This window comes from Faecalibacterium tardum, from assembly GCF_040096515.1.
GTDB lineage: Bacteria > Bacillota > Clostridia > Oscillospirales > Ruminococcaceae > Faecalibacterium > Faecalibacterium tardum.
This window is the reverse complement of sequence record NZ_JBBMEO010000001.1, coordinates 147,097-171,627: the sequence shown is the minus strand read 5'-3', so window position 1 is coordinate 171,627 and position 24,531 is coordinate 147,097. Positions and strand designations below refer to the sequence as shown.

Below are 24,531 nucleotides of genomic sequence, written 5' to 3'. Positions count from 1 at the left end.
CTCTCAGTCATCGCCGTCAACTGTCCTGAAACCTCCCCCCTTCGGGGGAGGTGGCACGCCGTCAGGCGTGACGGAGAGGGTTTTCCTTTATTATGTCCGATCCTGCACGGCAGCTGCGCCGCCGATGATCTCGGTGATCTCCTGCGTGATGGAGCCCTGACGGGTGCGGTTGTATTCCAGCTGCAAGTCCCGGATCATGTCATTGGCGCTCTTAGTAGCAGAATCCATGGCGGTCATGCGGGCGCTCTGCTCGGCGCAGAAGCTCTCGGTCATGGCACCAAAGATCATGCCGTGCATATAGATGGGTGCGATCTGCTCGAACACCGTCCATGCGTCCGGCACCAGTTCCACCTCGCCCTTAGGGTCACCCAGACCCTTGGGAGCAGGCTGCAAAAACCGCCGGTCCAGCGGCAGCAGACGCTCCATGACAGGCTCGCTGGTAAGGGCGTTCTGGATCTTAGTGTAGACGATGTAGATCTCGTCCAGCTTGCCGGACTTGAAGTCGTCAATGGCGTCTACCGTGATGTCGCGGGCACGCTGCAAAGTGGGTGCGGTTGCGCTGTAACGGAACTCCTCCACAAGGCGGGGGTCCCGGTGGCGCAGGGCGCGGTAGCCCACCTGACCGATGACATAAAAGCGGTCGTTGGGGTCTGCGTGCTCCCGCAAAAACTTGAGCAGGTTCTGGTTATAAGCACCTGCCATGCCCTTATCGGCAGTAAGCACCAAATACGCCCGCCGGGGGTTTTCCAGATTCCGCTCGTGGAAGAAGGGATGTTCCGGCTCCTCCGGCAGATGCGGCACAACACGGGAGATGGTATCCCGCATACGGTTGAAGTAAGGGGACACATTCTGGTAGTTCTGCCGTGCCTTGCGCAGCTTGGACGAAGAGATCAGGTACATGGCATTGGTGATCTTCATGGTATCCTGAATGCTCTCGATGCGCTCCTTCAGCAGCTTACTGGACGACATGGTCATTGCCTCCCGCATAAGCTTTCCAAGCGTTCAGGATGGCGTCCACACGGTCGGGCTCCAGCTTTCCGTCGGCATCGATCTTCTGCATGGTGCCGGAGACGTCTGCGCGGAACTGCCGCACAAAGGCAGCGGTCTTTTCCCGCTGTTCTGCGGTGGGCAGAGTGTCCAGCAGGCCGTGGGAAGCCAGCACCAGAATGACCACCTGCTCGGCATCAGACTTAGGCTGGCACAGCGGCTGCTTGAGCATTTCCATCAGTGCCTTGCCGTGCTCCAGCTGGCGGCGGGTCTCGGCGTCCAGATCGGAGCTGAACTGTGCAAAGGATTCCATCTCCTTATACTGCGCCAGCTCGATACGCAGGTTTGCGTTGGCCTTTTTCATGGCCTTGGTCTGGGCAGCGCCGCCCACACGGGAAACCGACAGACCCACGTTGACAGCCGGACGGTTGCCGGCGTTGAACAGGGCGCTCTCCAAGAAGATCTGACCGTCGGTGATGGAGATGACGTTGGTGGGGATGTAGGCCGAAACATCGCCGGCCTGCGTCTCTACGATGGGCAGTGCGGTGATAGAACCGCCACCCAGATCATCCCGCATACGGCAGGAGCGCTCCAGCAGACGGGAGTGCAGGTAGAACACATCGCCGGGGTAGGCTTCACGGCCCGGGGAGCGGCGCAGCAGCAGCGAGATGGCACGGTAGGCCACCGCGTGCTTGGACAGGTCATCGTAAACGATGAGCACGCTCTTGCCCTTGGCCATGAAGTACTCGGCCAGTGCAGTGCCCGCATAGGGGGCAATGTACTGCAGCGGGGCAGAATCCGACGCGGTAGCTGCCACGATGGTGGTATAGCTCATAGCGCCGTGCTTTTTCAGATCCTCGGCCACGCGGGCGATGGAGGAAGCCTTCTGACCGATGGCAACATAGATGCACAGCACATCCTTGTCCTTCTGGTTCAGGATGGCATCGGTGGCAATGGAAGTCTTGCCGGTCTGGCGGTCGCCGATGATCAGCTCACGCTGACCGCGGCCGATGGGGAACATGGAGTCGATAGCCAGAATACCGGTGTGCAGCGGGGTGTCCACGCTCTGACGCTCCAGAATACTGGGTGCCTGCTTCTCAATGGGGTTATAGCCCTCAGCCTCAATGGGGCCTTTGCCGTCGATGGGCTCGCCCAGCGGGCTGATGACACGGCCCAGAAAAGCATCGCCCACCGGAATACCGGCGCGCTTGCCGCTGCGGGTGACCATAGTGCCCACACCAACGGTCTCGGCACCATCGAACAGCATAACGCCCAGCTGCTCGGGCTCTACGCTTTCCACCATGCCCTTGGCACCGTTTTCAAAGGTGACGATCTCGCCGTACACAGCGCGGTTCATGCCGTCAATGTGCACGATGCCATCGGCAGAGGAGATGACCACACCGCCCTCTGCGGAGGTCTCGGCGGGCTTGTAGTCCTCGATGCGGGTCTTGAGGGTAGCCAGCGAGGGCTTGCCCTCCATCATTTTGTCCAGCTGATGACGGCCGGAATTGTCGAACACGCGGTCGCCCACCTGCAGGACATAGCCGGAAAGCAGGCTCTCGTCCACGGTGATATTCAGGATGACTTCCGTGGCGTCATACAGCTTTTTGATCTCCGTCTTAATGCGGTCCAGATCTTTTTCGCGGAGCTTATGGGCACAGCGCAGGCTGGCCTTGACGATGCGGTTATCCGCAAAAAATTCACGACTGAATTCAGTTGCCATTGCCTGCACCTGCTTTCTGCAGCAGATCGTCCAGCAGCTGATCATCATCCTGGGCGGTCAAATTATGTTTCAAGAGCTTTTCGCACATGGAGCGTGCCAGTGCCGTAGCCTGTGCATCTGCTTCCCGCAGCTTGTTCTGGCGCTCGATCTCCACAGCGGCCTTACCGGCAGCCACGATCTCGTCAGCCTGCTTCTGCGCGTCGGCCAGCAGCTGCTGCTTTTCCACCTCGGCCTGCTTTTCGTAGGCTTCGCGGCGGGCTGCGGCTTCGTTGTCCACATTACGCAGCTTGTCCTGCGCAGTCGTAAGTGCTGCGGCGGCCTCGGTCTTGGAGGTCTGTGCCGCTGCAATATCTGCCTCGATCGTCTTCTGGCGCTGATCCAGCACGTTCTGGATGGGCTTGAACAAAAACTTGCGCAGCAGCACATACAGGATCAGGACATCCACCACGGTCCACAGCAGGTTCAAATCCAACTTCAGCATTCGTCCACGCCTCCGTTACTGGCCCAGGAACAGGATGATCAGCAGTGCAACGACGAAGCCGAAAATTGCGGTACCTTCTGCCAGAGCAGCGCCCAGCAGCAGGTTCGTCTGGATCTTGCCGGAAGCCTCCGGCTGGCGGGAGATAGCCTCCGTTGCCTTACCCGTTGCAATACCAATGCCAATACCGCCGCCAATGCCGGTCAGCGCTGCAATGCCAGCGCCCAGAGCTACCAAACCACTCATAGTTCTATCTCCTTTGTAGTTACAGTTTTAAATTTGTTGTTTATTCCTCGCCGCCGATGCTCTCTTTCATAAACAGTGCGGTCAGGAACACGAAAACATAGGTCTGGATCAGACCATCGAACAGGTCAAAATACAGGCTGAACACCGCCGGAACGAACACCGGCACCACCAGCTTGAGCAGTTCCATGATGACGAACGCGCCCAGCACGTTGCCGAACAGTCGCATACACAGACTGGTGGGGCGAATGGCGATCTCGAGGATGTTCATAGGGGTCATGATGGGGGTAGGGGCTGCAAGGCTCTTAAGAAAGCCCGCGCCACCCCGGGCGCGAACGCCTGCATACTCGATAAGCACGATGCTCATCAGCGCCAGTGCAGCGGTCACATCCAGATCCTTTGTGGGGGGCTTTACGCCGAACACGCCGATCACGTTGGAGCAGGCAATGTACAGCGCCACGGTCATCAGGTAGGGCACATAGCGGCTGCCCTCCTTGCCCAGCAGTCCTTCAAAGAAGTTTTTGCCAAGGGAATACAGCGCTTCCAGTGCTGCCTGACGCTTGCTGATGTGATCCACCTTCAGGTTGCGGGTAAGCAGGATGGAGCCCACCACCAGCAGCAGCATGATCACCCAGCTGATGACCACCGATTCCGGGATCTGCAGCGAGCCGACCTTGACATACTCCACGGTAAGCTCTTCCATCAGAGCCTGCGTCAATTTGTTCATTTGCTTTTCCTCCTTCCTGCAGGGATAGGGGTCTGCGGGCGGGAGCCGGATGTGCGGCGCATCCCCGGCCGAGGATCTGCCGCACGCCTTTGCTCCGCGCCCCTTCACACCTTCTTATCGCGCGAAGAAAAGACTGTATACCGTGAAAAAAGCAAGGAAGGCGCTGCCTGAATGCTGTCTGCGCCCTCCCCTTTCTTTGTCGGTTTCGTCTTTTTTCGTTGTGTATAATAGTACGATTGCACAAAATTGGCAAGGGTATTTGTGCACATTCTACATTTTACCCGGTAGCATTGCACCGACAAAACAAAACTGTTGTACAGGGTGCACAATTGCAAGTTAAAAAAGCATATAATCTGTACAACTTTCTTGGATTTTTCCAGTGCTTTGCAGGCGCATTCTGCCGGTTTTGGGAAATATTTCCGCAAAAATAGCCGTACCGTATAGCTTTTATATATCAGGCATATAAAAAACGTATAGGTATCTTCCCCGGTATGTTTGGGCAGCATCTTATGTATATTTCTTATACATATTTATTATAGAATCGCAGGCAAACCGCCTTACGCGGCCTGCTTTTCCCCGCGGCGGAACACCAGCCGGAAGATGGCACGGGCAAGCGGGCCGCAGTACAGCATCTGCCAGCACAGTGCCATGGGCATATTGCAGCCCCAAGTATGTACCCACATCCCAAAGCTCGGCTCTTTGAACAGCAGCGTTGCGACCAGGCTCATCACCGGGCACATGATGCACACGATCATCAGCGAGATGGCGTAGGTGATGAACTGCGGGCGGTCTGTGGGGCGCATAAACAGGAATGCCAGCTTCGTGGCCAGCTTTTCCACCACAAAAAATTCCAGCACAAAGGCCACCGGCACCATGATCGGCATTTCGTGCAGAGCCATAACAAAAGTAGCATTGGTCACGCCGTTTGTGTTCAGCGCCACATTGTAGACGATCATGCCATAGACCATGATAGCGGCCATGACAATGGTAAAGAAGATGCGTTCCGGTAAAGTTTTAGGCATTTTGATTGATTCTCCGTTTCTTTTTTATGCAAATTTTCGCCGCAAAAAAGCCGCCCCGCGAAACTTTCATCTCGCGGGGCGGCGGCGACTACCATTCATTGGCGCTATTGTAGCACAAATAGAACCGGCGCATAATACCTTGCAGGCACTTTCTCCCCTTTTGTGAAAAATCCTTCACGAACGACCCGGAACTTCTGGGCAATTTTCCCGCACCGCCGCAGGTTTTAACATTGCACAAAAACAAAATTCATTCTTTGTGCGGTCTGCCAATAGACAAATCGTGCTTCTTCCTGTATAATTAAGCCAGAAACCAGAGAAGTACAGCAGAAGCTCAAAAGAGAGTTACTCCCGCTGACTTTAAGAAGAAAGGAGCGAAAACCGATGGTTGATATGGAACCCGCACAGCAGGGACAGGCTGTCGGGGTTCGCTGAGAAGCAAAACAGAGGCTCACCACAAACGGGATGTTTCCCCCGTATAAAAACACAAAAACAGAGCCAGTCTTGAGCATCAAAAATGCGATAACACGACAACCTGTCGATTTAATTTTTCCCCAGAGCGTTCAGATAGATCCGCTGGAGATGATTCTTATGAAAGTATCAATGATCCGGAGAACCTTATTTGAATAGCTGAAAAGGAGTTCTACCAATGTACTAAGTAAGACGTTCCCCTTGCAAATCTAACTCGAAAGAATGTGGTAATATGAAATTCATCCTCATGAACCATTTGCCGCAGTCCAACAGTTGAGAAAAGGGTCAGTCCAATGTACAGTTGATTTTCATCCCCTTGCAAAACACCTAAATTCTGAAGAAACGTTTCTAAGGAGAGTCACCCTATGAAACCCGTATTCCGAAAATGAGGTCACCAAGGAGAAGAGGCTTATGACTCCGAAGAAGTAAGTATCCAGCCGGACGAGGGCTTGCAACCGCCTCGTCCGGCTGGTTTTATTTTATGTTGTTTCAACAAATAGTTGATGCACAATTTATGCAAAATTTACGCAGGAAGGTTGAATGCCGTCCTTGTGTTTTTGCCCCCCTATGTTATAATATGGTAAAAGATGGGAGGTGCATTTTATGCAGCTGGCGTTTGGCTGGTACAACATTATTGAACTCTTGTTCTGCCTTGTGGCGCTGTGGATGGGCATTCGCGACCTGCAGGGCAAAGACCCGCTGATCCACACCTTTTTTAATCAATATGACCGCGACCCGGAATACCGCGCCATGTGGCAGAAGAAAAACGGCGTGTGGGAGATCTTCAACGCAATGGTTCTTGCTTCTTCGCAGTTTCTGGGCAACTTCCCCACCCTGAGCAACGGGGTACGCACCATTACAGTCATCGTTGATGTGATCTACCTGATCCTGTATGAAATCTGGGAGCACAGCGCGGATTGAGCCGCCGGGAGGTAGCTATGAACCTGAATCTTTCCACTTCAGACTGGCTGAACGCAGCACTGGGCGTATTGTTTTTATTCCGCGGCATTCGGGACTTGTACAATGGCACCGGCACCGGTTGGAGCAGTGAGGACGAAAAGAAGCACTTCCACAAATTTTACGGCATTCTGTTGATCCTTTGCGGTGCATTCTGGCTGGTCAACATTTTTCTGCCCAGAGTCGAGCCGCTGCACTCCATTTTGATGGTGGCGGCGCTTGTGTTCAGTGTTGCTCTGCTGATCTCACATTTGTGCTATACCCTGAGCAGGGACGACAAAAACAAAAAGTGAGGGGTTTCCATGGAAGTCATCTTATCGATCTTGGTCGCGCTTTTCGGCATCGGGTTCGGTATTTTTATGGCGTTGCAGCCGGAGGATGCCATTGCCCTGCGTTCCCGCAGGCGTTATACGCAGGTGCCCGAACCTACGGAGGAGTACATCCGGCTGACCCGGTTGGAGGGCATCGTAGTTTCGGTGCTCTGTGCTGTGCTTTTGGTGGTGCTGCTGTTCGCGCCCAAATAATATACTTTGCAGCTTCCCTCTTGCGGATTCTTTCTCGCCCTGTTACAATGAGAAAAAACGCAGGAGGTTTTTTGTTATGGTCAAGCATGTTATTCTCTGGCAGCTGAAGGACGAGCTGTCCGCCGAGGAAAAATCCGCCGTCAAGGCTGGCATCAAAGAGGGGCTGGAAAGCCTTTCCGGCAAGATTCCGGGGCTTGTGGACATCCACGTCAATATTGATGCTCTCCCCTCCTCCAACGCCGACCTGATGCTGGATACCACTTTTGAGAGCGCCGAGGCGCTCAAGGGCTACTCCACCCACCCGGCGCATGTGGCAGTGGCAAACAGCAAGGTGCGTCCCTACTACAAAAACCGCGTCTGTCTGGACTACGAGGTATAATACGGCACATCTGCGGACACTCCGGGATGCCATTTTATGGAATGAACTTACGCAAAAAGGGTCATTGCACGGTTTGTGCAATGACCCTTTTACTATCAGGCGATGCTGAACTTACTGAACGAACTCCACGGTGTACTCGAAGCCGTACTCTTCCTGCAGCTTCTTGACCTCGGGCTCGCAGTCCTCGATGAAGGTGGGAGCGTAAACGGAAGCGCCGTTGTGTGCCTTCTTGTAGTCCTCCACGATCTGCTGCAGCTTTGCCCAGCCCTCGTTGGCCTTGTTCTGGTCGATGCTGTCGGGGAAGTTGATGATGAACTCGCGGTGTTTGGGAATACGTGCCTTCATAATAGTGATCTCCTTATTCTTATCGTTTTCAATAAATCAGCTTTTTATTCAGAAGCGGAGCACTTTGCCCCGCGACCTGCGAAAAAACGGTTACAGCCCGAACACCCGGCGGGCGTTTGCGGCGGTGGTGCGGAATACTTCTTCCGGGGCAAGCGCCTTGCGCTGGGCGATGTATGCACCCACATAGCGGATGAGGGAGCTGTCGCAGCGGGTGCCGCGCACCGGCTCCGGTGCCATGTAGGGGCAGTCGGTCTCCAGCACGATAGCGTCCAGCGGCAGGGCTTCGATGGCCTTGGCTGCGCGCTTGGCACCGTTGAAGGTACAGGCACCGCCAAAGCCAATGTACAACCCCTGTGCCGCCAGCTGCACGGCATCCTCGGCGCTGCCGGAATAGCAGTGCACGATGCCCTTGGGGCGATACTTTTTGAGCAGGGCGTAGACATCTGCGTGCGCCTGCCGGTCATGCACGATGATGGGCTTGTCCAGTTCCAGCGCCAGCCGGATCTCGGCTTCAAACAGTGCCAGCTGGGCATCCTTGGGCACCGGCCAGTGGTAGTCCAGCCCGCACTCCCCTACCGCCACCACCTTGGGGTCGTCGTAGTAGGGCATCAGCGCCTGCATCTCGGCGGCCCAGTCGCCGCCGTACACCGACACCGTGGGTGCGGGGCCGTCCTCGCCGCAGTCGGCGGCGGGCAGCAGGCTTTCCGGGTGGATGCCAATAGCTGCCACCACCCATGGGTAGCGGTGCGCCAGCTCCAGCACCCGGGGCGCATCCCCGGAGTGGGTGGCCTGCTCGCACACGCCTACCACACCCTTGCCGGGCAGGCTGTCCAGCAGAGCAAAGCGGTCGGCGTCAAAAGCGCGGGCACTGTAATGGGCGTGGGTGTCAAAAATAGGTTCGGTCATACCTTCTCCTTTTTGGCGGGGGCTTTGTTCACCAGCCAGATGCCCACGCACACGAACACCAGCGCCGCCAGATACTGCCAGCGGAACAGCGGCTCGCCGTTGAGCACGGCGCTCAGCAGCACATTGACCACCGGGTTGACGAAGCCAAAGATGGCGATGCGGCTGACCGGGTTGTTCTTCATCAGCAGCGCCCACAAGATATAGCCTGCGCCGCAGATGAAGGCCAGATACAGCATGACCACCGCAGCCAGTGCGCTTTGCACATGGAGACGGCCGCCCATGACAGTGCCCAGCACAAACAGTGCCAGCCCGCCCACAAACAGGTTCAGGAAGCAGACAGCAAAGCTGTCGGCCTTTTTGGTGACCGACTTGTTCCACGGGCCGGACAGCGTGAAGATGACGGTCGCCGCCATCATGCAGAACACGCCCCAGCCGCTGCCGCCGCCGTGGTTGCCAAGGGTACCGATGAGTACGCCCGCAAAGCCCACCGCACAGCCCAGCGTTTTTGCCGGGGTCATGCGGTCCGCATTGCCGTAGATAAAGTGGGCAAAGATGACGCCCAGAAAGCTCTGGGTGCTGTTCAGGATGCCGCCAAACGCGCCGGTGAGCATGGCCACGGCGATATAGTAGAACGCATACTGTGCCGTGGTCTGCCACAGACCCAGTGCGCAGCACTCGGCTGCCACCCTGCCCCGGGGCAGGCGGGGTGCCTTTCCCTGCAGCAGAATGCTGCCCAGCAGCACCAGCACGCTGCCCAGCATGAACCGCACCCCTGCAAAACAGAAGATAGAGGCGGTGTTGCCGGAGTCGATGGAGAACAGGCGGTAGCCCAGCTTGATGAACGGAAAGGCCGAACCCCACAGGACATTACAGAAAATGGCCAGCAGCACGGCGCACACCGGTGTGCCAAAGATCTTATCCAGCTTTGCCGCACGGACGGCTGTATTATCAGACATGATGCTCCTCACTTAGTGGATACGGCTGCCCACGGGGGTATCGTCACCGTAGAAAGCAATGGAGCAGCCGCCGTCGGCGGTGTCGGCAGCGAAGATCATGCCCTCGCTGACGTACTTGCCCTTGAGCATGGGACGGGGTGCCAGATTGCACACGATGCCCAGCTTTTTGCCAATGAGATCCTCCGGCTTGAACCACTTGGCAATGCCGGACAGGATGCAGCGCTCCCGCTCTCCGTCAAAGACGGTGAGGTGCAGCAGCTTCTTGCTCTCCTTCAGGTTCTCGCAGGCGCGCACCTCGGCCACGCGCAGCTCCACCTTGCAGAAGGTGTCAAAGTCGATCTCTTCCTCATGGGTGAAGTCCACGGTGCTCTCCTCTGCGGGGGCGGCAGCCTTCTTCTCGGCTTCCTCCTTGGCCTTGTTGGCAGCAGCGGCAGCGGCCTTGCGCTTCTCGTCCTCTTCTTTCAGGTGGGCGATCTCCTTAGCCACGTCAATGCGGGGGAACAGTGCCTCGCCCTTATGCACGGTATAGGTCTGCTGTGCGCCGTAGGTGGTCTTGGTTAGATCCAGTGCGGAAGCGTCCAGACCCAGCTGCTCCATCATCTTGGGAGCGGTGGTGGGCAGGTAAGCGTTCAGCAGGATGCCGCACACGCGCAGTGCCTCGCACAGGTGGTACAGCACGCTCTCCAGACGCTGCTTATTGGCTTCGTCCTTTGCCAGTGCCCAGGGTGCGGTCTCGTCGATATACTTGTTGGCGCGCTGGATGACCGCAAAGATCTCCATCAGTGCCTGCGGGATGGTCAGGTCATCCATATCGGCAGTGACCTTGGCGGTCAGCTCGTTGACCATGGTCTCCAGCTCGGTGTCGATGGCCTCGGTACCGGCCACGTTATGCACAGTGCCGCCGAAGTACTTTTCGCACATGGCCACGGTGCGGCTGAGCAGGTTGCCCAGATCGTTCGCCAGATCGCTGTTGATGCGGTTGATCAGCGCTTCGTTGGTGAACATACCATCGTTGCCAAAGGGGATCTCGCGCAGCAGGAAGTAGCGGATGGCGTCCACGCCGTAGCGGTCGCACAGGATAACGGGGTCCACCACGTTGCCCACAGACTTGGACATCTTGCCGCCGTTCATCAGCAGCCAGCCGTGGCCGAACACCCGCTTGGGCAGCGGCAGATCCAGTGCCATCAGCATAGCAGGCCACAGGATGGTGTGGAAGCGCAGGATCTCCTTGCCTACCATGTGCAGGTCTGCCGGCCAGAACTTATCGTAATCGTGATAAGTCTCGTTGCCGTAGCCCAGTGCGGAGATATAGTTGCTCAGAGCATCGACCCAGACGTACATGGTGTGCTTGGGGTCGAAGGGCACGGGGATTCCCCACTTGACCGAGGTACGGGATACGCAGGTGTCCTGCAGGCCCTGCTTGATGAAGGCGATCATCTCGTTCTTGCGGCTCTCAGGCTGGATGAACTGGGGATTCTCCTCGTAGAGCTTCAGCAGGCGGTCGGCGTACTTGCTGGTCTTGAAGAAGTAGGCCTCCTCGTGGGCATCGTAGACTTCGCGGCCGCAGTCCGGGCACTTGCCGTCCACCAGCTGGCTGTCGGTCCAGAAGCTCTCGCAGGGCTTGCAGTAGTGGCCGATGTACTCGCCCTTGTAGATATCGCCCTGCTCGTACAGCTTGGTGAAAATCTTCTGGCAGCTTTCCATGTGGTAGTCGTCGGTGGTGCGGATAAAGCGGTCGTAGCTGACGTCCAGCAGCTTCCACAGATCCTTGACAGTGGCCACGATCTTGTCCACATACTCCTTGGGGGTGACGCCTGCATCGGCGGCCTTATCCTGGATCTTCTGGCCGTGCTCATCGGTACCGGTCAGGAACATGACGTCGTAGCCCTGCATCCGCTTAAAGCGGGCCAGCGCATCGCAGGCCACGGTGGTGTAGCTGTGGCCGATGTGCAGCTTATCGCTGGGGTAGTAGATGGGGGTGGTGATATAAAATGTCTTGTGTTCGCTCATGGGGTTCTATCTTCCTTTCTTTTGGTTCTGCAAGCAAAAAGCGCTCCCGCCCTGCCGGGTATAACCGGACAAGGACGAGAGCGCTGAACCTTCGTGGTACCACCTTGCTTCGCCGCGCCCTTGCAGACGCAGCCTTTAGCCGGCAAAAACCGGCCTTTGCGCGGTAACGGGCGCACCCCGTCGCAGGCTCATTGTTCACCTGCGCGGCTCCAAGACCATCTTCGGCACCGCGCGGCCTGCCCGGTTCCATCCTTCGGGCTTTCTGTCAGGCGCAGACGGTGCGTACTCTTCTCTTCACAGCCAATTTGACACAATTTTCAGTGTTACCTTTATCATACGCAAAAAGTGCGGGTTTGTCAACAAAAAGATGCAGAATCACGCCACACAGCGTATCTGCCGCCCGCATTTTGGTGCACGGGCAACATCTGCCGCAGTGCTCCGTCTCAGACGGCGTAGCCCTTGCCCTTGATGACCTCCACGACCTGAGAAACGTACTTCTGGCAGGTATCGTGGTCGGGAGCTTCCACCATAACACGAACGACCGGTTCCGTGCCAGACTCGCGCACCAGAATGCGGCCGGTATCGCCCAGCGCTTCAGCCACAGCCTTGACTGCCTCCTGCACCGCCGGGTCGTTCTGCGCGGCCTTTTTATCGGTGACGCGGACGTTCTCCAGAACCTGCGGGTAGATCTTCAGCGGCTCGGCCAGCTTGCTCATGGGCATCTTCTTCGCCAGCATAACTTCCATCATCTTCAGACTGGTCAGGATGCCGTCACCAGTGCTGGCGTACTTGCTGAAGATGATGTGGCCGCTCTGCTCGCCGCCAATCCGGCAGCTGTTCTTAGCCATGTATTCGTAGACGTACTTGTCGCCCACGGCGGTCTTTGCGTAGCCGATGCCCTGCTCGTCAAAGGCCTTGTACAGGCCAAAGTTGGACATGACCGTGGTGACCACGGTGTTGTTCATCAGCTCGCCGTGCTCCTTCATGTAGCAGCCGTAGATGTACAAGATGTGGTCGCCGGTAATGACGTTGCCCTTCTCGTCCACGCACAGGCAGCGGTCAGCATCGCCATCAAAGGCAAAGCCAACGTCCAGACCGTTCTCCACTACGAACTTCTGCAGGCCCTCGATATGAGTAGAGCCAGCGTTGTTGTTAATGTTCAGGCCATTCGGCTTGTTGTTGATGACGTAGGTATCTGCGCCGAGAGCATCAAACACAGACTTAGCGATATTCCAGCTAGAGCCATTGGCGCAGTCCAGACCGACCTTAATGCCCTTGAAGGAATAGATGCCCAGAGAGATCAGATAACCCATGTAGCGGTTGCGGCCTGCCACATAGTCCACGGTGCAGCCGATGTGCTCTCGGTGTGCAAAGGGCAGCTCCGGCCAGTCCTTGTCAAACACATGGAGTTTGCCGTCAAGGTAGTCCTCGACCAACAGCAGGGTCTCCTCGGGCATCTTCTCACCGTAGCAGTCGATGAGCTTGATGCCGTTATCATAGAACGGATTGTGGCTGGCAGAGATCATAATGCCGCAATCAAAGTCATCCACACGGGCGATGTAGGCCACAGACGGCGTGGTAGTGACGTGCAGCAGGTAGGCGTCTGCGCCGGAAGCAGTCAGGCCTGCGACCAGACTGTACTCGAACATATAGGAGCTGCGGCGGGTGTCCTTGCCGATAACGATACGGGCGGGCTCATTGTTGCCGTTGCGCTCGCGCAGAGCGTTATAATACCAGCCCAGAAAACGGCCAACCTTGTAGGCATGGTCAGCGGTCAAATCAATGCCCGCTTCCCCACGGAAGCCATCGGTTCCAAAATACTTTCCCATTCTTGCTTACCTCGTTCCCAAAAGTGAACTTTTTATAGTGTATATGCTTTTCCCTGTTGCCTGATGCTCCCTGCAAAGAGAAGCAATATCGTCTGCATGGTACATCGGCTCCGGGACGCTGTAAGTTCAGTATAGCACAATTCTCAGAGCAAATCATCCTTTCTTTGGATTTTCTCCCTGCAAGCAGATAAAAAACGCCCTTCCTCTCACGGAATCCCGCAAAAGGAAGGGTGTTGAACTTAATATCTTGTTGTCGCGCCGATCACAGCATATTCGTACCAGAAAGGCTGGTATCAGCCGTTACTCAGCATGGCGCCTCAATCGCTCTTGAGCGTTAGAACGTCATTAGCAGTTCTCAGCGAAGTACTTAATGGTACGGACCATCTGAGAGGTGTAGGAGTTCTCGTTGTCGTACCAAGACACGACCTGAACCTGATAGGTGTCGTCATCGATCTTAGCGACCATGGTCTGGGTAGCGTCGAACAGAGAGCCGTAACGCATGCCGATAACATCGGAAGAAACGATCTGATCCTCGTTGTAGCCGAAGGACTCAGAAGCAGCAGCCTTCATAGCAGCGTTGATAGCTTCCTTGGTGACGTCCTTGCCCTTGACGACAGCAACCAGAATGGTGGTGGAGCCGGTGGGAACAGGCACACGCTGAGCAGAGCCGATCAGCTTGCCGTTCAGCTCAGGGATAACCAGGCCGATAGCCTTAGCAGCACCGGTGGTGTTGGGGACGATGTTCTGTGCGCCAGCACGAGCACGGCGCAGGTCGCCCTTGCGCTGAGGACCATCCAGAATCATCTGGTCGCCGGTGTAAGCATGAACGGTGGTCATGATACCGGAAACGATGGGGAAGGTCTTGTTCAGGGTGTTGGCCATGGGAGCCAGGCAGTTGGTGGTGCAGGAAGCAGCGGAGATGACCTGATCCTCAGCGGTCAGGGTCTTCTCGTTGACGGAGTAGACGATGGTCTTCAGATCGTTGCCTGCGGGAGCAGAGATAACGACCTTCTTTGCGCCAGCCTGAATGTGAGCCATGCTCTTTTCCTTGCTGGTGTAGAAGCCGGTGCACTCCAGAACGACATCAACGTTCAGCTCGCCCCAAGGAGCATCCTTTGCGTCCTTAACAGCGTAGATCTTGATCTCCTTGCCATCGACGATGATGGAATCCTCGGTGGACTCGACAGTGTGCTTACCCTCGCCGATCTTGCCGCAGAAAGAGCCCTGAGCAGTATCGTACTTCAGCAGGTGAGCCAGCATCTTGGGGCTGGTCAGGTCGTTGATTGCGACGACCTCGTAACCCTCAGCATCAAACATCTGACGGAAAGCCAGACGGCCAATACGACCGAAACCATTGATAGCAACTCTAACAGCCATTGTAATAGTACCTCCTAATTATTTTACCCATAATCGGATAAATCACGGTATCTTTATTGTAGACCAAAACCGGCAAACTTTCAAGTGTCTGCTAAAAAATTAACAACACAATTTTATCTTTTTTTGCTTTTGTATGATTTTATGCACCCTGCCACAAAGCTTTTGTTCAATTACACCAAGGGCGCACAGCCATTTTTGTCAGTCGTTTCCAGTTTTTCCCTGTCCAGTACAGGCAAGTCCCATGCCGCCGATGCAGCACAGCGCGAGACCGGAAAGCAGCTCCGGCAACACCGCCGCCATGCCGCCGCCAAAGCCCGCTGCCAACAGCAGAAGCACCCGGGGCAGTTCCCAGCACAGGCACAGGCAGAAGGCTGCAAGCGCCGCTGCGTGCAGGGTGCGGCCGTTTTCCGGCCGGGGCAGGTACAGCGTGCGCGCCAGCGCCGCCAGAAGCAGCAGCGCCGCCATTTCCTGCCAGACCGCTGCCGTAGGCTGTACCCTGTGCCAGCTGGAGCTGTTCTCCATAAAGCGCATCAGCACATTCCAGTAGAACAGTGCACTGCCCGCTATGGCCACCGGCAGACCTCCGGCGGGCGTTTTCCAGCCGTCCCGGCGCAGCCAGCTGCGCCCGAGGTTGCTCAGCCACACGGCACAGACCACCTCCAGCAGAATGCGTACAAAGGTGCTTACTGTACCGGCAGCGAACACAAACTGTGCTGCACCAGCAGCCAGCATACACACTGCCCCCGCAAACGCCAGCACGCCTGCCGCCGGGCGGCGGCTGCGCAGCGGCTCCTCAGGCAGCGGACGGCTGCGTCCGACCAGCACTGCGGTCAGTACCACAGCGCCCAAGGCAAGATACCGCCACCACACCGCACCTGCGGTACACAGACCGGTGGCAGCGTCCGTAGCAAAGGCAAGGTCTGCGCCGCGGCCAAGGCCAAGCAGTACGCAGAGCAGGACAATAACTAACTCTAACGGTTCCATTAACGCTCCTCGATGGGCTTATATTTCTGGCGCACGCCCAGATACTTGTAGGCCGGGCGGATAATCCGGTTGGCAAAGATCACCTCTTCTACCCGGTGTGCACACCAGCCCGGCACACGAGCGATGGCGAACAGCGGGGTGTACAGATCCTCCGAGATGCCCAGCATATTGTAGATCAGGCCGCTGAACAGATCCACATTGGCGCACACCGGCTTGGAGCTGCCCTTTTCCTCGGCAAAGATGCCGGGTGCCAGCCGCTCGATGCTGCACAGCATATTGTACTCTTCCTCAAATCCCTTTTCGTAGGCCAGATGCTTTGCGCGCTGCTTTAGGATGACCTCACGGGGGTCGCTGATGGTGTACACCGCATGACCCATGCCGTAGATCAGGCCGGAGCCGTCGCCCGCCTGCTTGCGCAGGATGCGGCGCAGATACTCGCGCACCTCATCGTCATCCTCCGGGTTCTCGACGTGCTTGAGGATATCCTGCAGCTGGCGGTTGACCATCAGGTTCGCACCGCCGTGCTTGGGGCCCTTCAGGGCACCGATGGCCGCAGAGATGGCCGAGTAGGTGTCCGTACCGGAGGAGGACAGCACACGAGTGGTAAAGGTAGAACAGTTGCCGCCGCCGTGATCTGCGTGCACCAGCAGGCACATATCCAGCAGCTTTGCCTCCTCGTGGGTGAACTTCTGATCCGGGCGGTAGGTGCTGAGGATGTGCTCTGCCGTGCTCTGACCGGGCTTGGGCAGGTGGAAGAACATACTCTGTTTATCGTAGTAGCGGCGCTTCATCTGGTAAGCGTTCACCATCATGGTGGGCATACTGGCGATCAGGTTGATGCTCTGGTTCAGGATGTTCTCAAGGCTCAGATCCTCGGCGCGGTCGTCGTAGGAGTACAGGCCCAGCACACAGCGCTGCAACTTGTTCATGATATTGGGCGAGGGGGCGTTCATGGTGTCCATGAAGCCGTCCGGCAGGGCGCGGGACTCTGCCAGGATCTCGCAGAAATCGTCCAGCTGCTCCCGGGTGGGCAGGCTGCCGAACAACAGCAGCCAGATCACTTCCTCAAACACGAAGCGGTCGTTGCGGTAAGCCTCGTCCACGATCTCGTTGATGTTGACGCCCCGGTAGATCAGCTTGCCGGGGGTGGGGATCACATGACCCTCCTGATCTTTTTTGTAGCCTACAACGTCACAGACGTTGGTCAGGCCGGCCAGCACACCGGTTCCATCCGGGTTGCGCAGGCCGCGCTTGACCCCCAGCCGCTCGCTGGTCTCCGGGTCGATGTAGTTGTTTGCGATGTACTCCTCGCACAGGGTACGCATGGTCGTCGGGTCCAGCGTTGCCACTTCTGCGTGTGCAAAGTTCATAGGAGTGCTCCTTTCCGTCTCTTATTTCTTATACTTTCCGATCCCGTCCATCCTACGCTCTGATGGACATACTTTTATAATATCGCTTTTGTGCAGTAAATTCAAGCGCTAAGTGCGTACTTCTCACCGTAAAGCGCAAAAATGCAGGTTTTTCTCTGCGCATTTCCCGCCGGTTTGCACTCCGCCTGGCGTATGATGCTTCTGAAGCTTGCGTCCCGGGAGGAGGTCTAGTATGAAACGTTCCTTTTTGCTGCTGTGCGCCGTTCTGCTGGTGCTGGGCTGCGCCCTGCCGTGTGCTGCCTACCGTCTTGCCTGCATGGCTCTTGCGCAGAGTACCGCTCCGTCCGCAGCCGAAGCGGCCTCTGCCGCCTCGGAGGAAAGCAGCGAGCAAGAAGCTCCCTCCCCTGCTGACATGACCGCTACCGTCTGCTTTATGGATCAGAGTACCGGGCAGACGGTAACACTGCCGCTGCGAGAGTACCTGATTGGAGCCGTTGCCGCCGAGATGCCAGTCAGCTGGCCGGACGAGGCGCTGAAAGCACAGGCAGTGGCCGCGCACAGTTACGCCCTTTACCGCCGGGACCACAGCACCGGGGAAAATGGCGCATGGTTCACCGCAGACCCCGCCCGGCGGCAGGGCTGCCTGACCGATGCGGTGCTGCACAGCTACTGGGGCACCGCCTACGCCGCCAACTACGCCCGGCTTTCCGCGCTGGTGGATGCCGTACAGGCGCAGGTGCTGTATTACGGGGATGCCCCCGCCGGAACAAGCTACTTTGCCATGTCCAATGGCCGCACCGAGGCCAGCGAGAACGTCTGGGGCACCGCCCTGCCCTATCTGGTACCGGTGGACAGCAGCACTGACACCGCCGTAGAAAACTACGAATACACCCTGAACCTTTCCGCTGCCCAATTACAGCAGCTGCTGGCCGAGCGGCTGGGCATCGCCGCCGATCTTTCGCAACAGGCGCAGTGGTTCGGTACGCCGGTGCTCACCTCCTCCGGCTATGTGGACAGCCTGCCGGTCTGCGGGCAGACGGTGCAGGGTACCGCCCTGCGCAAGGCACTGGGGCTGCGCAGCGCCTGCTTTACGGTGGTCTGCCAGAGCGGAACCTTTTCCTTTACCACAAGGGGCTACGGCCACGGCGTAGGCATGAGCCAGTGGGGTGCAAAGGCACTGGCAGAGCAGGGCGCAGACTACCGCGCCATTCTGGCGCACTACTACCCCGGCACAGAGCTGCGGGGGTAATAGCGGCAGAACAAAGCGGAAAATTCATTTTAAATAAAGTCCTAAATTACGCAATTACGCAAATGGAGCCGCTGCACATTGCCTTGTGCAGCGGCTCCAAATTTATATTCTTTTATCAGCCGAACAGCTGTGCAAACCAGCTTACGGTGGTCTCGGCGGCGGTCTCTACCGTGGTCTCCATCTGCTGGACCGTCTGCTGCAACTTAGTGCCCCCAGCATCCTTGACCGACCAGTAGGTCTGGGTGCTGCTTGCGCTGCCGGACACCGTGAAGTCTGAGGCAAAGCACAGGCTCTCACCCGTAGAGTCGGTCATCAGCACCATGTAGGTGTAGCTGCCCTCCGGCAGTTCGCCAAAGCGGATCTGGCTGTCCAGCGTGTTCAGCGAGAAGGCAGCGGTGTTCACCTGCGCCTCAGCGCTCTGCACGGTCTGGTCTGCCGCGTCCAGAACAGCCACCTGCACGCTGGTCAGAGTGGTGCCGCTGGCGCTGTTGGCCGTACCGGTCAACGCCATGCCGCTGCCGGTGCGGATATTCACCGGGTAGCGCACGCCCTCCAACCGCAGCCCATCAGCCTGTGCAGCCACACTGTTGTGATCTGCGGTGACGTACCAGTAGCAGGATGCTCTTGCAATGGACACACTGGAGCTGGTAATGGGGATGCGGCCGTAGCCGATGTTCCCCGCCGGGTCGGAGCAATAGAAAATACCGTTGGTGTAGTCGGTCAGCAGCACCGCATGGGGCTGGGTGCGGTCGTAGAGGACGATGCCCTCCGGGTGCTGCTCCAGCAGGGAGATCAACACCGCCGTTTTGCTTTGCAGACTGGAGGGCAGGGTGGCGTAGCCCACCTGCATTTCCTTATATGTAAAGCTGTGTGCAAGGCCGTTGGCCCATGCTGTGGAACGCACACTGTTCTCGGTCACGTTCGTCCAGTCGCTCAGCCCGTCAAAGTAAGCACGGCGGCGCAGCATCATGGCTGCGGAAGCCAGCGTACAGGTGCCGCCCCGGCTCTGCTTGAAGTAGAAGCCTGCGTCCACGTTCAGGTCCACTGCCAATGCAGCGGGCAGACAGGTAAGCAGGAAAGCAAAGCTCAGTATCAGGGTCAGCAATCGTTTTTTCAAGGCGTGCGGTGCGGTGGTATTCACGGTTCGGTATTTCCTTTCTTGTTTCTTTGCGGATCTCATAGGGATCTACCGTTACAAAGTATACCAGCCTGTAATTCTTTTGTAAACAATCCTTCGTCTTTTTTCTCAATATCAACACGTTTAGGGGATATCCGTTGGTTGTTTTTCACAATTTTTTCTGCGATATTTCACACATTTGACAAAGTTTCGTCCTACCCACCGCAGAACTATGAAAAGAAATTTCTTTTTTGCCCGGCGCGCGAGGGCAAAAAAGTCCGGTACGCCTGCACATCCGTCCCGGCATTTCACAAAATAATGCCCTTCTTGGCAATGCCGCAGTCAGTCCGTCGTTGTCTGCCGCAGTTTGGGCAGTGAAGGACTCCAATTTCTCCAAATTCATATTCTAGTATATAAGTTTAGAACGGTCATTCCCCCTATTTTGTCTTTGTTTACCGGAATTCTGCCCAATAACGCCTTAAAAAGTTTATATCAAACGCAAAAGTTGTTTTATTTTGCCAAGTCTTTCTTGTAAAACCGTGAAATCCACGTTAACTTGAATACAACATTGTGCACGCCTGCATGGACAACCTCGTGTCCGGCGGCGTAGACGGAAGATGAACTTCTACAACAACGGCAACACCGGCCTGCAGCTCTCCGGCCTGTCCACGGACAACAAGGCACTGTGGCCCAGCTACAACACCATTAAAAACTGCACCTCCATGAACAACGCTGACCGCGCCATGGAGGATTCAAAACCTCAACGCCCTTGTCGATACTGTCCGGCATGAAATCATTGAACGGTATCGCCCCGGCGAAGATGACCCGCATTTATTTGGAACATACTAAACGTTGAAGGGAGTCTCAACGTTTAGTTGAACAGATATCAATTTGCAATCTTCCCCTTCTGAGTAAGGCAAAAGCTGCTGCATAACCATTAAACGCAGAAACCCGGAACCATTTGAGCCTTTGCGGCCACGAAAAGGTTCCGGGTTTTTGCAATCTTTTTTCAGTGAGCCACTGCCCACCGACTATACTGCTTTTTGTTCAGCTCAGTGCCTGCTGGATCTTTGCAAAGTCCTCCAGCGTCAGAGCTTCCGGGCGGATGCGGGCATCAAAGCCTGCGGACTCGATGGCAGCAATGACCTTCTCCTTGGGCAGGTTCAGCCCGCCTGCAATGGCATTGGCAGCAGTCTTGCGGCGCTGCCCGAAGGCGGCGCGCACCAGTGCAAAGTAGCCTGCCTCGTCCTCCACCTGCACGGCGGGGGTGGGACGGATGTCCATGCGCACCACGGCGCTGGTCACCTTGGGGGCGGGGTAAAAGCTGCCCGGCGCGGCGGTGAACATCAGCTTGGAGGTGGCGTAGTAGTTCACCGCGCAGCTGATGGCGCTGGAAGCGCGGGTGCCGGGCACGGCGGCCAGACGGTCGGCGGCTTCCTTCTGCACCATGACGGTCAGGCTCTCGATGGGCAGGCGGTCGCCCAGCAGCTTCATCACGATGGGGCTGGTGATGTAGTAGGGCAGGTTTGCGCACACTGCCACCGGCATCCCCGGGAACTCCTCGGCGATGAGGGCTTTCAGATCCACCTTCAGCACATCCTGCAGCACCAGCTTAAAGTTGTCCACACCAGCCATGGTCTCGGCCAGCAGGGGCGGCAGACGCTCGTCCACCTCGATGGACACCACTTTAGCGGCGCGCTTAGCCAGTTCCTTGGTCAGCACACCGATGCCGGGGCCGATCTCGATGACACCGTAGCGCTTGTCTACCCCGCTGGCATCCACAATCTTGGTGGGGATGCCCGGGTTGATGATAAAGTTCTGCCCAAAGCCCTTAGAAAGTGCAAAATCGTATTTTTCGCACAGGGCACGGATCACAGAAAGGTCGGTCAGTTCCGGCATAGGGTCAATTCCTTTCTCAGAAAAAGGCTGTTGCAGAACGCAGCAGCCTTTTTGGTGTTTATGGTTCAGGATTGCGGGGTTCACTCCGCTGCGTTTGCAGCTGTTTCCGGCTCAGACGCAGCAGTCTCACCCTCGGCAGGCTCTCCCTCCGCAGCTTCTGCGGGGGCGGTATCGTCTGCTGCGGCAGAGGAAGCAGCACTGTCCGCTGCAGCGGCAGAGCTTGCGCCCGCCAGCGTAGTGGTGCCGCTCAGTTGCTGGGCAGCGCTGACAGCGCGCTGTACCTGCGGGTCGGTCTGGGGGGTGTAGTCGTAGAAGTTCGTCGCTTCCTCTGTGCTCAAAGCGCGCTCTACGTCCACCGTCAGGCCGGTGCCGTCAAAGCAGCTACCATCGCCGCAGACCAGCTTTGCCACCGTGATGACCACGGCACTGCCGTCCGACAGGCGCTGCGGGCTGCTTTGAATAGTGCCTTTGCCCATGGTGGTGGTACCCACCAGACGGGCACCGTTCATGGTACGCAGGGTGGCTGCGAACAGCTCGGCTGCGCTGGCGGTGTTGCCGTTGACCAGACAGACCATCGGCAGGCTGACGGCACTTTCGGCATCGCTGCTGCCGATGACGGTGCGGTTGCCGTTTTTATCCTCGGCGTAGGCCACCGTGCCCTCCGGAGCGATCAGGTCGATGCAGTTGATGGCATCTTCCAGAATGCCGCCGCCATTGTCCCGCAGGTCAAACACCAGACTGGCCGCGCCGTTTGCGGTCAGGGTGCGCAGGGCAAAGTCCAACTCGCTGGGGGTGGTGCCGTCGAACTGGCGGATGCGGATGTAGCCCACATTGTCCAGCAGCTGGTAGTCCACGGTGGTGCTGGTGTAGCCGGAATGGGTCAGCTCAGCCGTTTTACTGGCGGCAGTGCTGTCCAGCCATGTCACGGTAACGGTGGTACCGGCCTCGCCCTGCAAGGCTTTGTACACGGCATCTGCGCTGGACAGGCTCTTGACATCGGTATCGCCTACGGTGGTAATGTAGTCGCCCACGGCGATGCCTGCTTCCTGTGCGGGAGAGCCATCGTAAACACGGGTCACCTTGGCGTAACCGGTCTGGTCGATGCCAAGCTCCACGCCGATACCCAAAATCTTGCCGCTCTGGATGTTCATCAGCTCGGTGTAGGCGTTGGCGGTGTAGTAGCGGGCGTACTTGTCGCCCGTGCCCAGCAGATAACCGGCAGTCAGACGGTCGTACAGGGTGGCTTCGTCAATGGTGTAGTAATCGTTGCTGCGGACGTAGCGGTCCACCTCAGCGATCTTGTTGTACATACTTTCCTTTTCTTTTACGCTGTTGACCGTGCTGTCGAACAGACGCATGGCGATGAGCATCGTGATGGAAAAGGTCACGGTCATGGCAAGGATCACGATAGTGACCGCCATACCCAAAGAAATTTTACGGTTCATGGTTTGTTTCCTCCGGTCAGAGCAGCAGCATCATAAGGATGCTGCCCAGCAGCGAGAGTACAAACACCCCTGCCAGAACCAGACAGCCGATGCGCAGCACGCGCTTGCGTTTTTGTTCGTTCATAGATCAACCAGACTCCTTGCCTTGCTTGTTAGTTGTGGGGGATGGGGATGCAGCTGCGGGGGTTCACGGCGTTGGCCTTGGAGCCGCCCTTCCACACCTCCAGATGCAGGTGGTTGCCAGTGGAATTGCCGGTGGTGCCTACATAACCGATCAGTTCGCCCTGCTTCACATACTTGCCTGCACTGGTAGCCACCGAGCGCATGTGCGCGTACAGGGTGGTATAGGTATTGCCATCGGACATTTTGCCGTGGTAGATGATAACGTAGTTGCCATAGCCGCCGGTAGACCAGCCTGCTACCTGCACATAGCCGCTGGCGGCTGCGTAGATAGGCGTGCCGCCGGCCGCCGCAAAGTCGGTACCGGCATGGAGCTTGTTCACGCCAGAGACAGGGTTCTTGCGCCAGCCGTACTCGCTGGAGATGCGGCTGTAACTCTTCAGCGGGCAGGCAAAACCGTTAAAGCTCAGCTGCGGCTTGCTGGCAGAGGCTGCGGCGATCATCTTCTGGATCTCCTTTTTCACGGCCTCGTAGTTTAACTCGTCGGATTCAATGGCTGCCTGTGCCTTCTGCTGCGCCGCCTGTGCCTCGGCAGCGGAAAGTTTTGCCGCAGAGATGCTGTTGTTCAGCTCGCTCTGCTTGCCCTTCATCTGGGCGTTCTGGCTGTCCAGCTCACTCTTCTGGCTTTGCAGCTCTGCCTTTTCGGCTTCCAGGCCAGCCTTCTGCTCTTCCAGTGCGGCCTTATCGTCCTCCAGCTCCTGCTTGGCGGACTTCATGTTGTTCATGATCTCGGTGTCCTTGATGGAGATATCCTGCATCACCTCGTTGAAGGTAAGCAGCTCGTACAGGTCGTTCACCGCGCTGAGCATGGCCACACTGCCGCCGTCCCGCAGCTCCTGCATGGCAGCCATGTGCTTTTTGAAATCATCCCACTGACCGTCGATCTCGTTTTGCTTTTGCTCGATCTGGGTCTGCTTGTCCGTGATCTGGGTCTGCATCACACCGATCTGCTGTTCCTTCTCGCCAATGCTGTTCTGCACCGCAGCGATCTGGCCGCCGAGCACACTGATCTGATCCTGTAGGACGGTGACCCGCTCTTTCAGCTCACTTTCCAGCGCCTTTGCGGCAGATTCCTTCTTTTTTGCGTCCGACAGCTCTTTTTTGTGCTGATTGATAGACTGGGAAAGCTTGTCCAGCTTGGTCTGCAAGCTGGCCATGCTGGTGCTATTGGTAGCTGCCGAGGCCGGGTACACTGTGGCTGTCAGCAGCAGGCAGACACAGGCCAGCCCAAGGCTGACCACACGGATCAGCTTGCTGCGGGGGCTTTCCGGCCGGGCGTGCCGGGCGGTATAAGGGCCTGTGAGCCGGAAGGGCTTTGCGTGCATTGCTTTACTCATAAAACGCGGCTCCTTTCGG

The 24,531-nt window shown here is 57.1% G+C and carries 23 protein-coding genes and 1 pseudogene; 6 read left to right on the top strand and 18 right to left on the bottom strand.

Translation table 11 applies throughout. The features are described from left to right. Positions 1 to 90: 90 nt before the first annotated feature. The 6 genes from atpG to WMO44_RS00810 all read right to left on the bottom strand — a co-directional run bounded on the left by atpG (position 91) and on the right by WMO44_RS00810 (position 5,180). Positions 91 to 969 carry an ATP synthase F1 subunit gamma gene (atpG, locus tag WMO44_RS00835; protein ID WP_015538222.1) on the bottom strand — a complete coding sequence of 293 codons (879 nt, stop codon included), beginning with the start codon at positions 967 to 969 and terminating at the stop codon, positions 91 to 93. Next, entirely contained in the window at positions 956 to 2,710 is a 1,755-nt protein-coding gene (gene atpA / locus WMO44_RS00830; RefSeq protein WP_097779985.1) for a F0F1 ATP synthase subunit alpha, read from the bottom strand. The genes atpG and atpA overlap by 14 nt, the downstream gene beginning before the upstream one ends. After that, a complete protein-coding gene (locus WMO44_RS00825; RefSeq protein WP_005922244.1) occupies positions 2,700 to 3,191 on the bottom strand; it encodes a F0F1 ATP synthase subunit B in 492 nt (163 codons plus the stop codon). The genes atpA and WMO44_RS00825 overlap by 11 nt, the downstream gene beginning before the upstream one ends. A gap of 15 nt (positions 3,192 to 3,206) precedes the next feature. Further along, complete coding sequence (gene atpE / locus WMO44_RS00820; protein WP_005922245.1) at positions 3,207 to 3,434, bottom strand: ATP synthase F0 subunit C; 228 nt, start codon at positions 3,432 to 3,434, stop codon at positions 3,207 to 3,209. A 40-nt stretch (positions 3,435 to 3,474) separates the two neighbouring features. Continuing rightward, positions 3,475 to 4,158, bottom strand: coding sequence for a F0F1 ATP synthase subunit A (locus tag WMO44_RS00815; protein WP_015538221.1), 684 nt, complete (start codon positions 4,156 to 4,158; stop codon positions 3,475 to 3,477). Between the two features lie 557 nt (positions 4,159 to 4,715). Next, entirely contained in the window at positions 4,716 to 5,180 is a 465-nt protein-coding gene (locus WMO44_RS00810) for a DUF2798 domain-containing protein (RefSeq protein WP_097783753.1), read from the bottom strand. 1,071 nt (positions 5,181 to 6,251) lie between these two features. Here WMO44_RS00810 and WMO44_RS00805 point away from each other — a divergent pair. From WMO44_RS00805 to WMO44_RS00790, 4 genes are all read left to right on the top strand, one after another. Continuing rightward, a complete protein-coding gene (locus WMO44_RS00805; protein WP_112090509.1) occupies positions 6,252 to 6,569 on the top strand; it encodes a hypothetical protein in 318 nt (105 codons plus the stop codon). Between the two features lie 17 nt (positions 6,570 to 6,586). Continuing rightward, entirely contained in the window at positions 6,587 to 6,898 is a 312-nt protein-coding gene (locus tag WMO44_RS00800) for a hypothetical protein (protein ID WP_349151441.1), read from the top strand. 9 nt (positions 6,899 to 6,907) lie between these two features. After that, positions 6,908 to 7,129, top strand: a complete 222-nt coding sequence (locus tag WMO44_RS00795; protein ID WP_249249956.1) for a DUF6199 family natural product biosynthesis protein — start codon at positions 6,908 to 6,910, stop codon at positions 7,127 to 7,129. 76 nt (positions 7,130 to 7,205) lie between these two features. Continuing rightward, on the top strand, positions 7,206 to 7,508 hold the full coding sequence (locus tag WMO44_RS00790; protein ID WP_117554078.1) for a Dabb family protein: 303 nt from the start codon (positions 7,206 to 7,208) through the stop codon (positions 7,506 to 7,508). 111 nt (positions 7,509 to 7,619) lie between these two features. Here WMO44_RS00790 and WMO44_RS00785 read toward each other — a convergent pair whose 3' ends face one another. The 8 genes from WMO44_RS00785 to WMO44_RS00750 form a co-directional block, all read right to left on the bottom strand. Continuing rightward, the gene (locus WMO44_RS00785) at positions 7,620 to 7,853 is read right to left on the bottom strand and encodes a hypothetical protein (RefSeq protein ID WP_005922262.1); all 234 of its coding nucleotides are present in this window, start codon (positions 7,851 to 7,853) and stop codon (positions 7,620 to 7,622) included. A gap of 90 nt (positions 7,854 to 7,943) precedes the next feature. Next, complete coding sequence (locus WMO44_RS00780) at positions 7,944 to 8,759, bottom strand: TatD family hydrolase (RefSeq protein ID WP_349151440.1); 816 nt, start codon at positions 8,757 to 8,759, stop codon at positions 7,944 to 7,946. Continuing rightward, the gene (locus WMO44_RS00775; protein ID WP_349151439.1) at positions 8,756 to 9,715 is read right to left on the bottom strand and encodes a DMT family transporter; all 960 of its coding nucleotides are present in this window, start codon (positions 9,713 to 9,715) and stop codon (positions 8,756 to 8,758) included. Before WMO44_RS00775 ends, WMO44_RS00780 begins: the two co-directional genes overlap by 4 nt. A gap of 12 nt (positions 9,716 to 9,727) precedes the next feature. Further along, the gene (gene metG, locus WMO44_RS00770) at positions 9,728 to 11,725 is read right to left on the bottom strand and encodes a methionine--tRNA ligase (protein WP_015538213.1); all 1,998 of its coding nucleotides are present in this window, start codon (positions 11,723 to 11,725) and stop codon (positions 9,728 to 9,730) included. Between the two features lie 443 nt (positions 11,726 to 12,168). Beyond that, positions 12,169 to 13,554: a phosphoglucosamine mutase gene (gene glmM, locus WMO44_RS00765; RefSeq protein WP_349151438.1), complete on the bottom strand. Its 1,386-nt coding sequence runs from the start codon at positions 13,552 to 13,554 to the stop codon at positions 12,169 to 12,171. A 345-nt stretch (positions 13,555 to 13,899) separates the two neighbouring features. Further along, on the bottom strand, positions 13,900 to 14,931 hold the full coding sequence (gene gap / locus WMO44_RS00760; protein ID WP_117930128.1) for a type I glyceraldehyde-3-phosphate dehydrogenase: 1,032 nt from the start codon (positions 14,929 to 14,931) through the stop codon (positions 13,900 to 13,902). A gap of 198 nt (positions 14,932 to 15,129) precedes the next feature. Then, positions 15,130 to 15,915, bottom strand: a complete 786-nt coding sequence (locus WMO44_RS00755) for a hypothetical protein (RefSeq protein WP_349151437.1) — start codon at positions 15,913 to 15,915, stop codon at positions 15,130 to 15,132. Beyond that, the gene (locus WMO44_RS00750) at positions 15,915 to 17,285 is read right to left on the bottom strand and encodes a citrate synthase (RefSeq protein WP_005922275.1); all 1,371 of its coding nucleotides are present in this window, start codon (positions 17,283 to 17,285) and stop codon (positions 15,915 to 15,917) included. Before WMO44_RS00750 ends, WMO44_RS00755 begins: the two co-directional genes overlap by 1 nt. A 232-nt stretch (positions 17,286 to 17,517) precedes the next feature. Here WMO44_RS00750 and spoIID point away from each other — a divergent pair, with 232 nt between their 5' ends. Then, positions 17,518 to 18,534 (top strand): stage II sporulation protein D, encoded by a 1,017-nt coding sequence (spoIID, locus tag WMO44_RS00745; protein ID WP_349151436.1) that lies wholly within the window; start codon positions 17,518 to 17,520, stop codon positions 18,532 to 18,534. 115 nt (positions 18,535 to 18,649) lie between these two features. On the opposite strand, the gene WMO44_RS00740 is transcribed toward spoIID, so the two are convergent. Beyond that, positions 18,650 to 19,675 (bottom strand): cysteine peptidase family C39 domain-containing protein, encoded by a 1,026-nt coding sequence (locus WMO44_RS00740; protein ID WP_349151435.1) that lies wholly within the window; start codon positions 19,673 to 19,675, stop codon positions 18,650 to 18,652. Positions 19,676 to 20,389: 714 nt separating this feature from the next. On the opposite strand from WMO44_RS00740, the pseudogene WMO44_RS00735 reads away from it, so the two are divergent. Further along, a pseudogene (locus tag WMO44_RS00735) lies at positions 20,390 to 20,485 on the top strand (helix-turn-helix domain-containing protein); the annotation flags it as partial. A gap of 213 nt (positions 20,486 to 20,698) precedes the next feature. On the opposite strand, the gene rsmA reads toward WMO44_RS00735, so the two are convergent. From rsmA to WMO44_RS00720, 3 genes are all read right to left on the bottom strand, one after another. Then, complete coding sequence (gene rsmA / locus WMO44_RS00730; protein ID WP_055185336.1) at positions 20,699 to 21,550, bottom strand: 16S rRNA (adenine(1518)-N(6)/adenine(1519)-N(6))-dimethyltransferase RsmA; 852 nt, start codon at positions 21,548 to 21,550, stop codon at positions 20,699 to 20,701. An 80-nt stretch (positions 21,551 to 21,630) separates the two neighbouring features. Continuing rightward, entirely contained in the window at positions 21,631 to 22,995 is a 1,365-nt protein-coding gene (locus WMO44_RS00725; RefSeq protein ID WP_349151434.1) for a S41 family peptidase, read from the bottom strand. Positions 22,996 to 23,147: 152 nt separating this feature from the next. Continuing rightward, positions 23,148 to 24,512 carry a murein hydrolase activator EnvC family protein gene (locus WMO44_RS00720; RefSeq protein ID WP_349151433.1) on the bottom strand — a complete coding sequence of 455 codons (1,365 nt, stop codon included), beginning with the start codon at positions 24,510 to 24,512 and terminating at the stop codon, positions 23,148 to 23,150. Positions 24,513 to 24,531 lie beyond the last annotated feature (19 nt).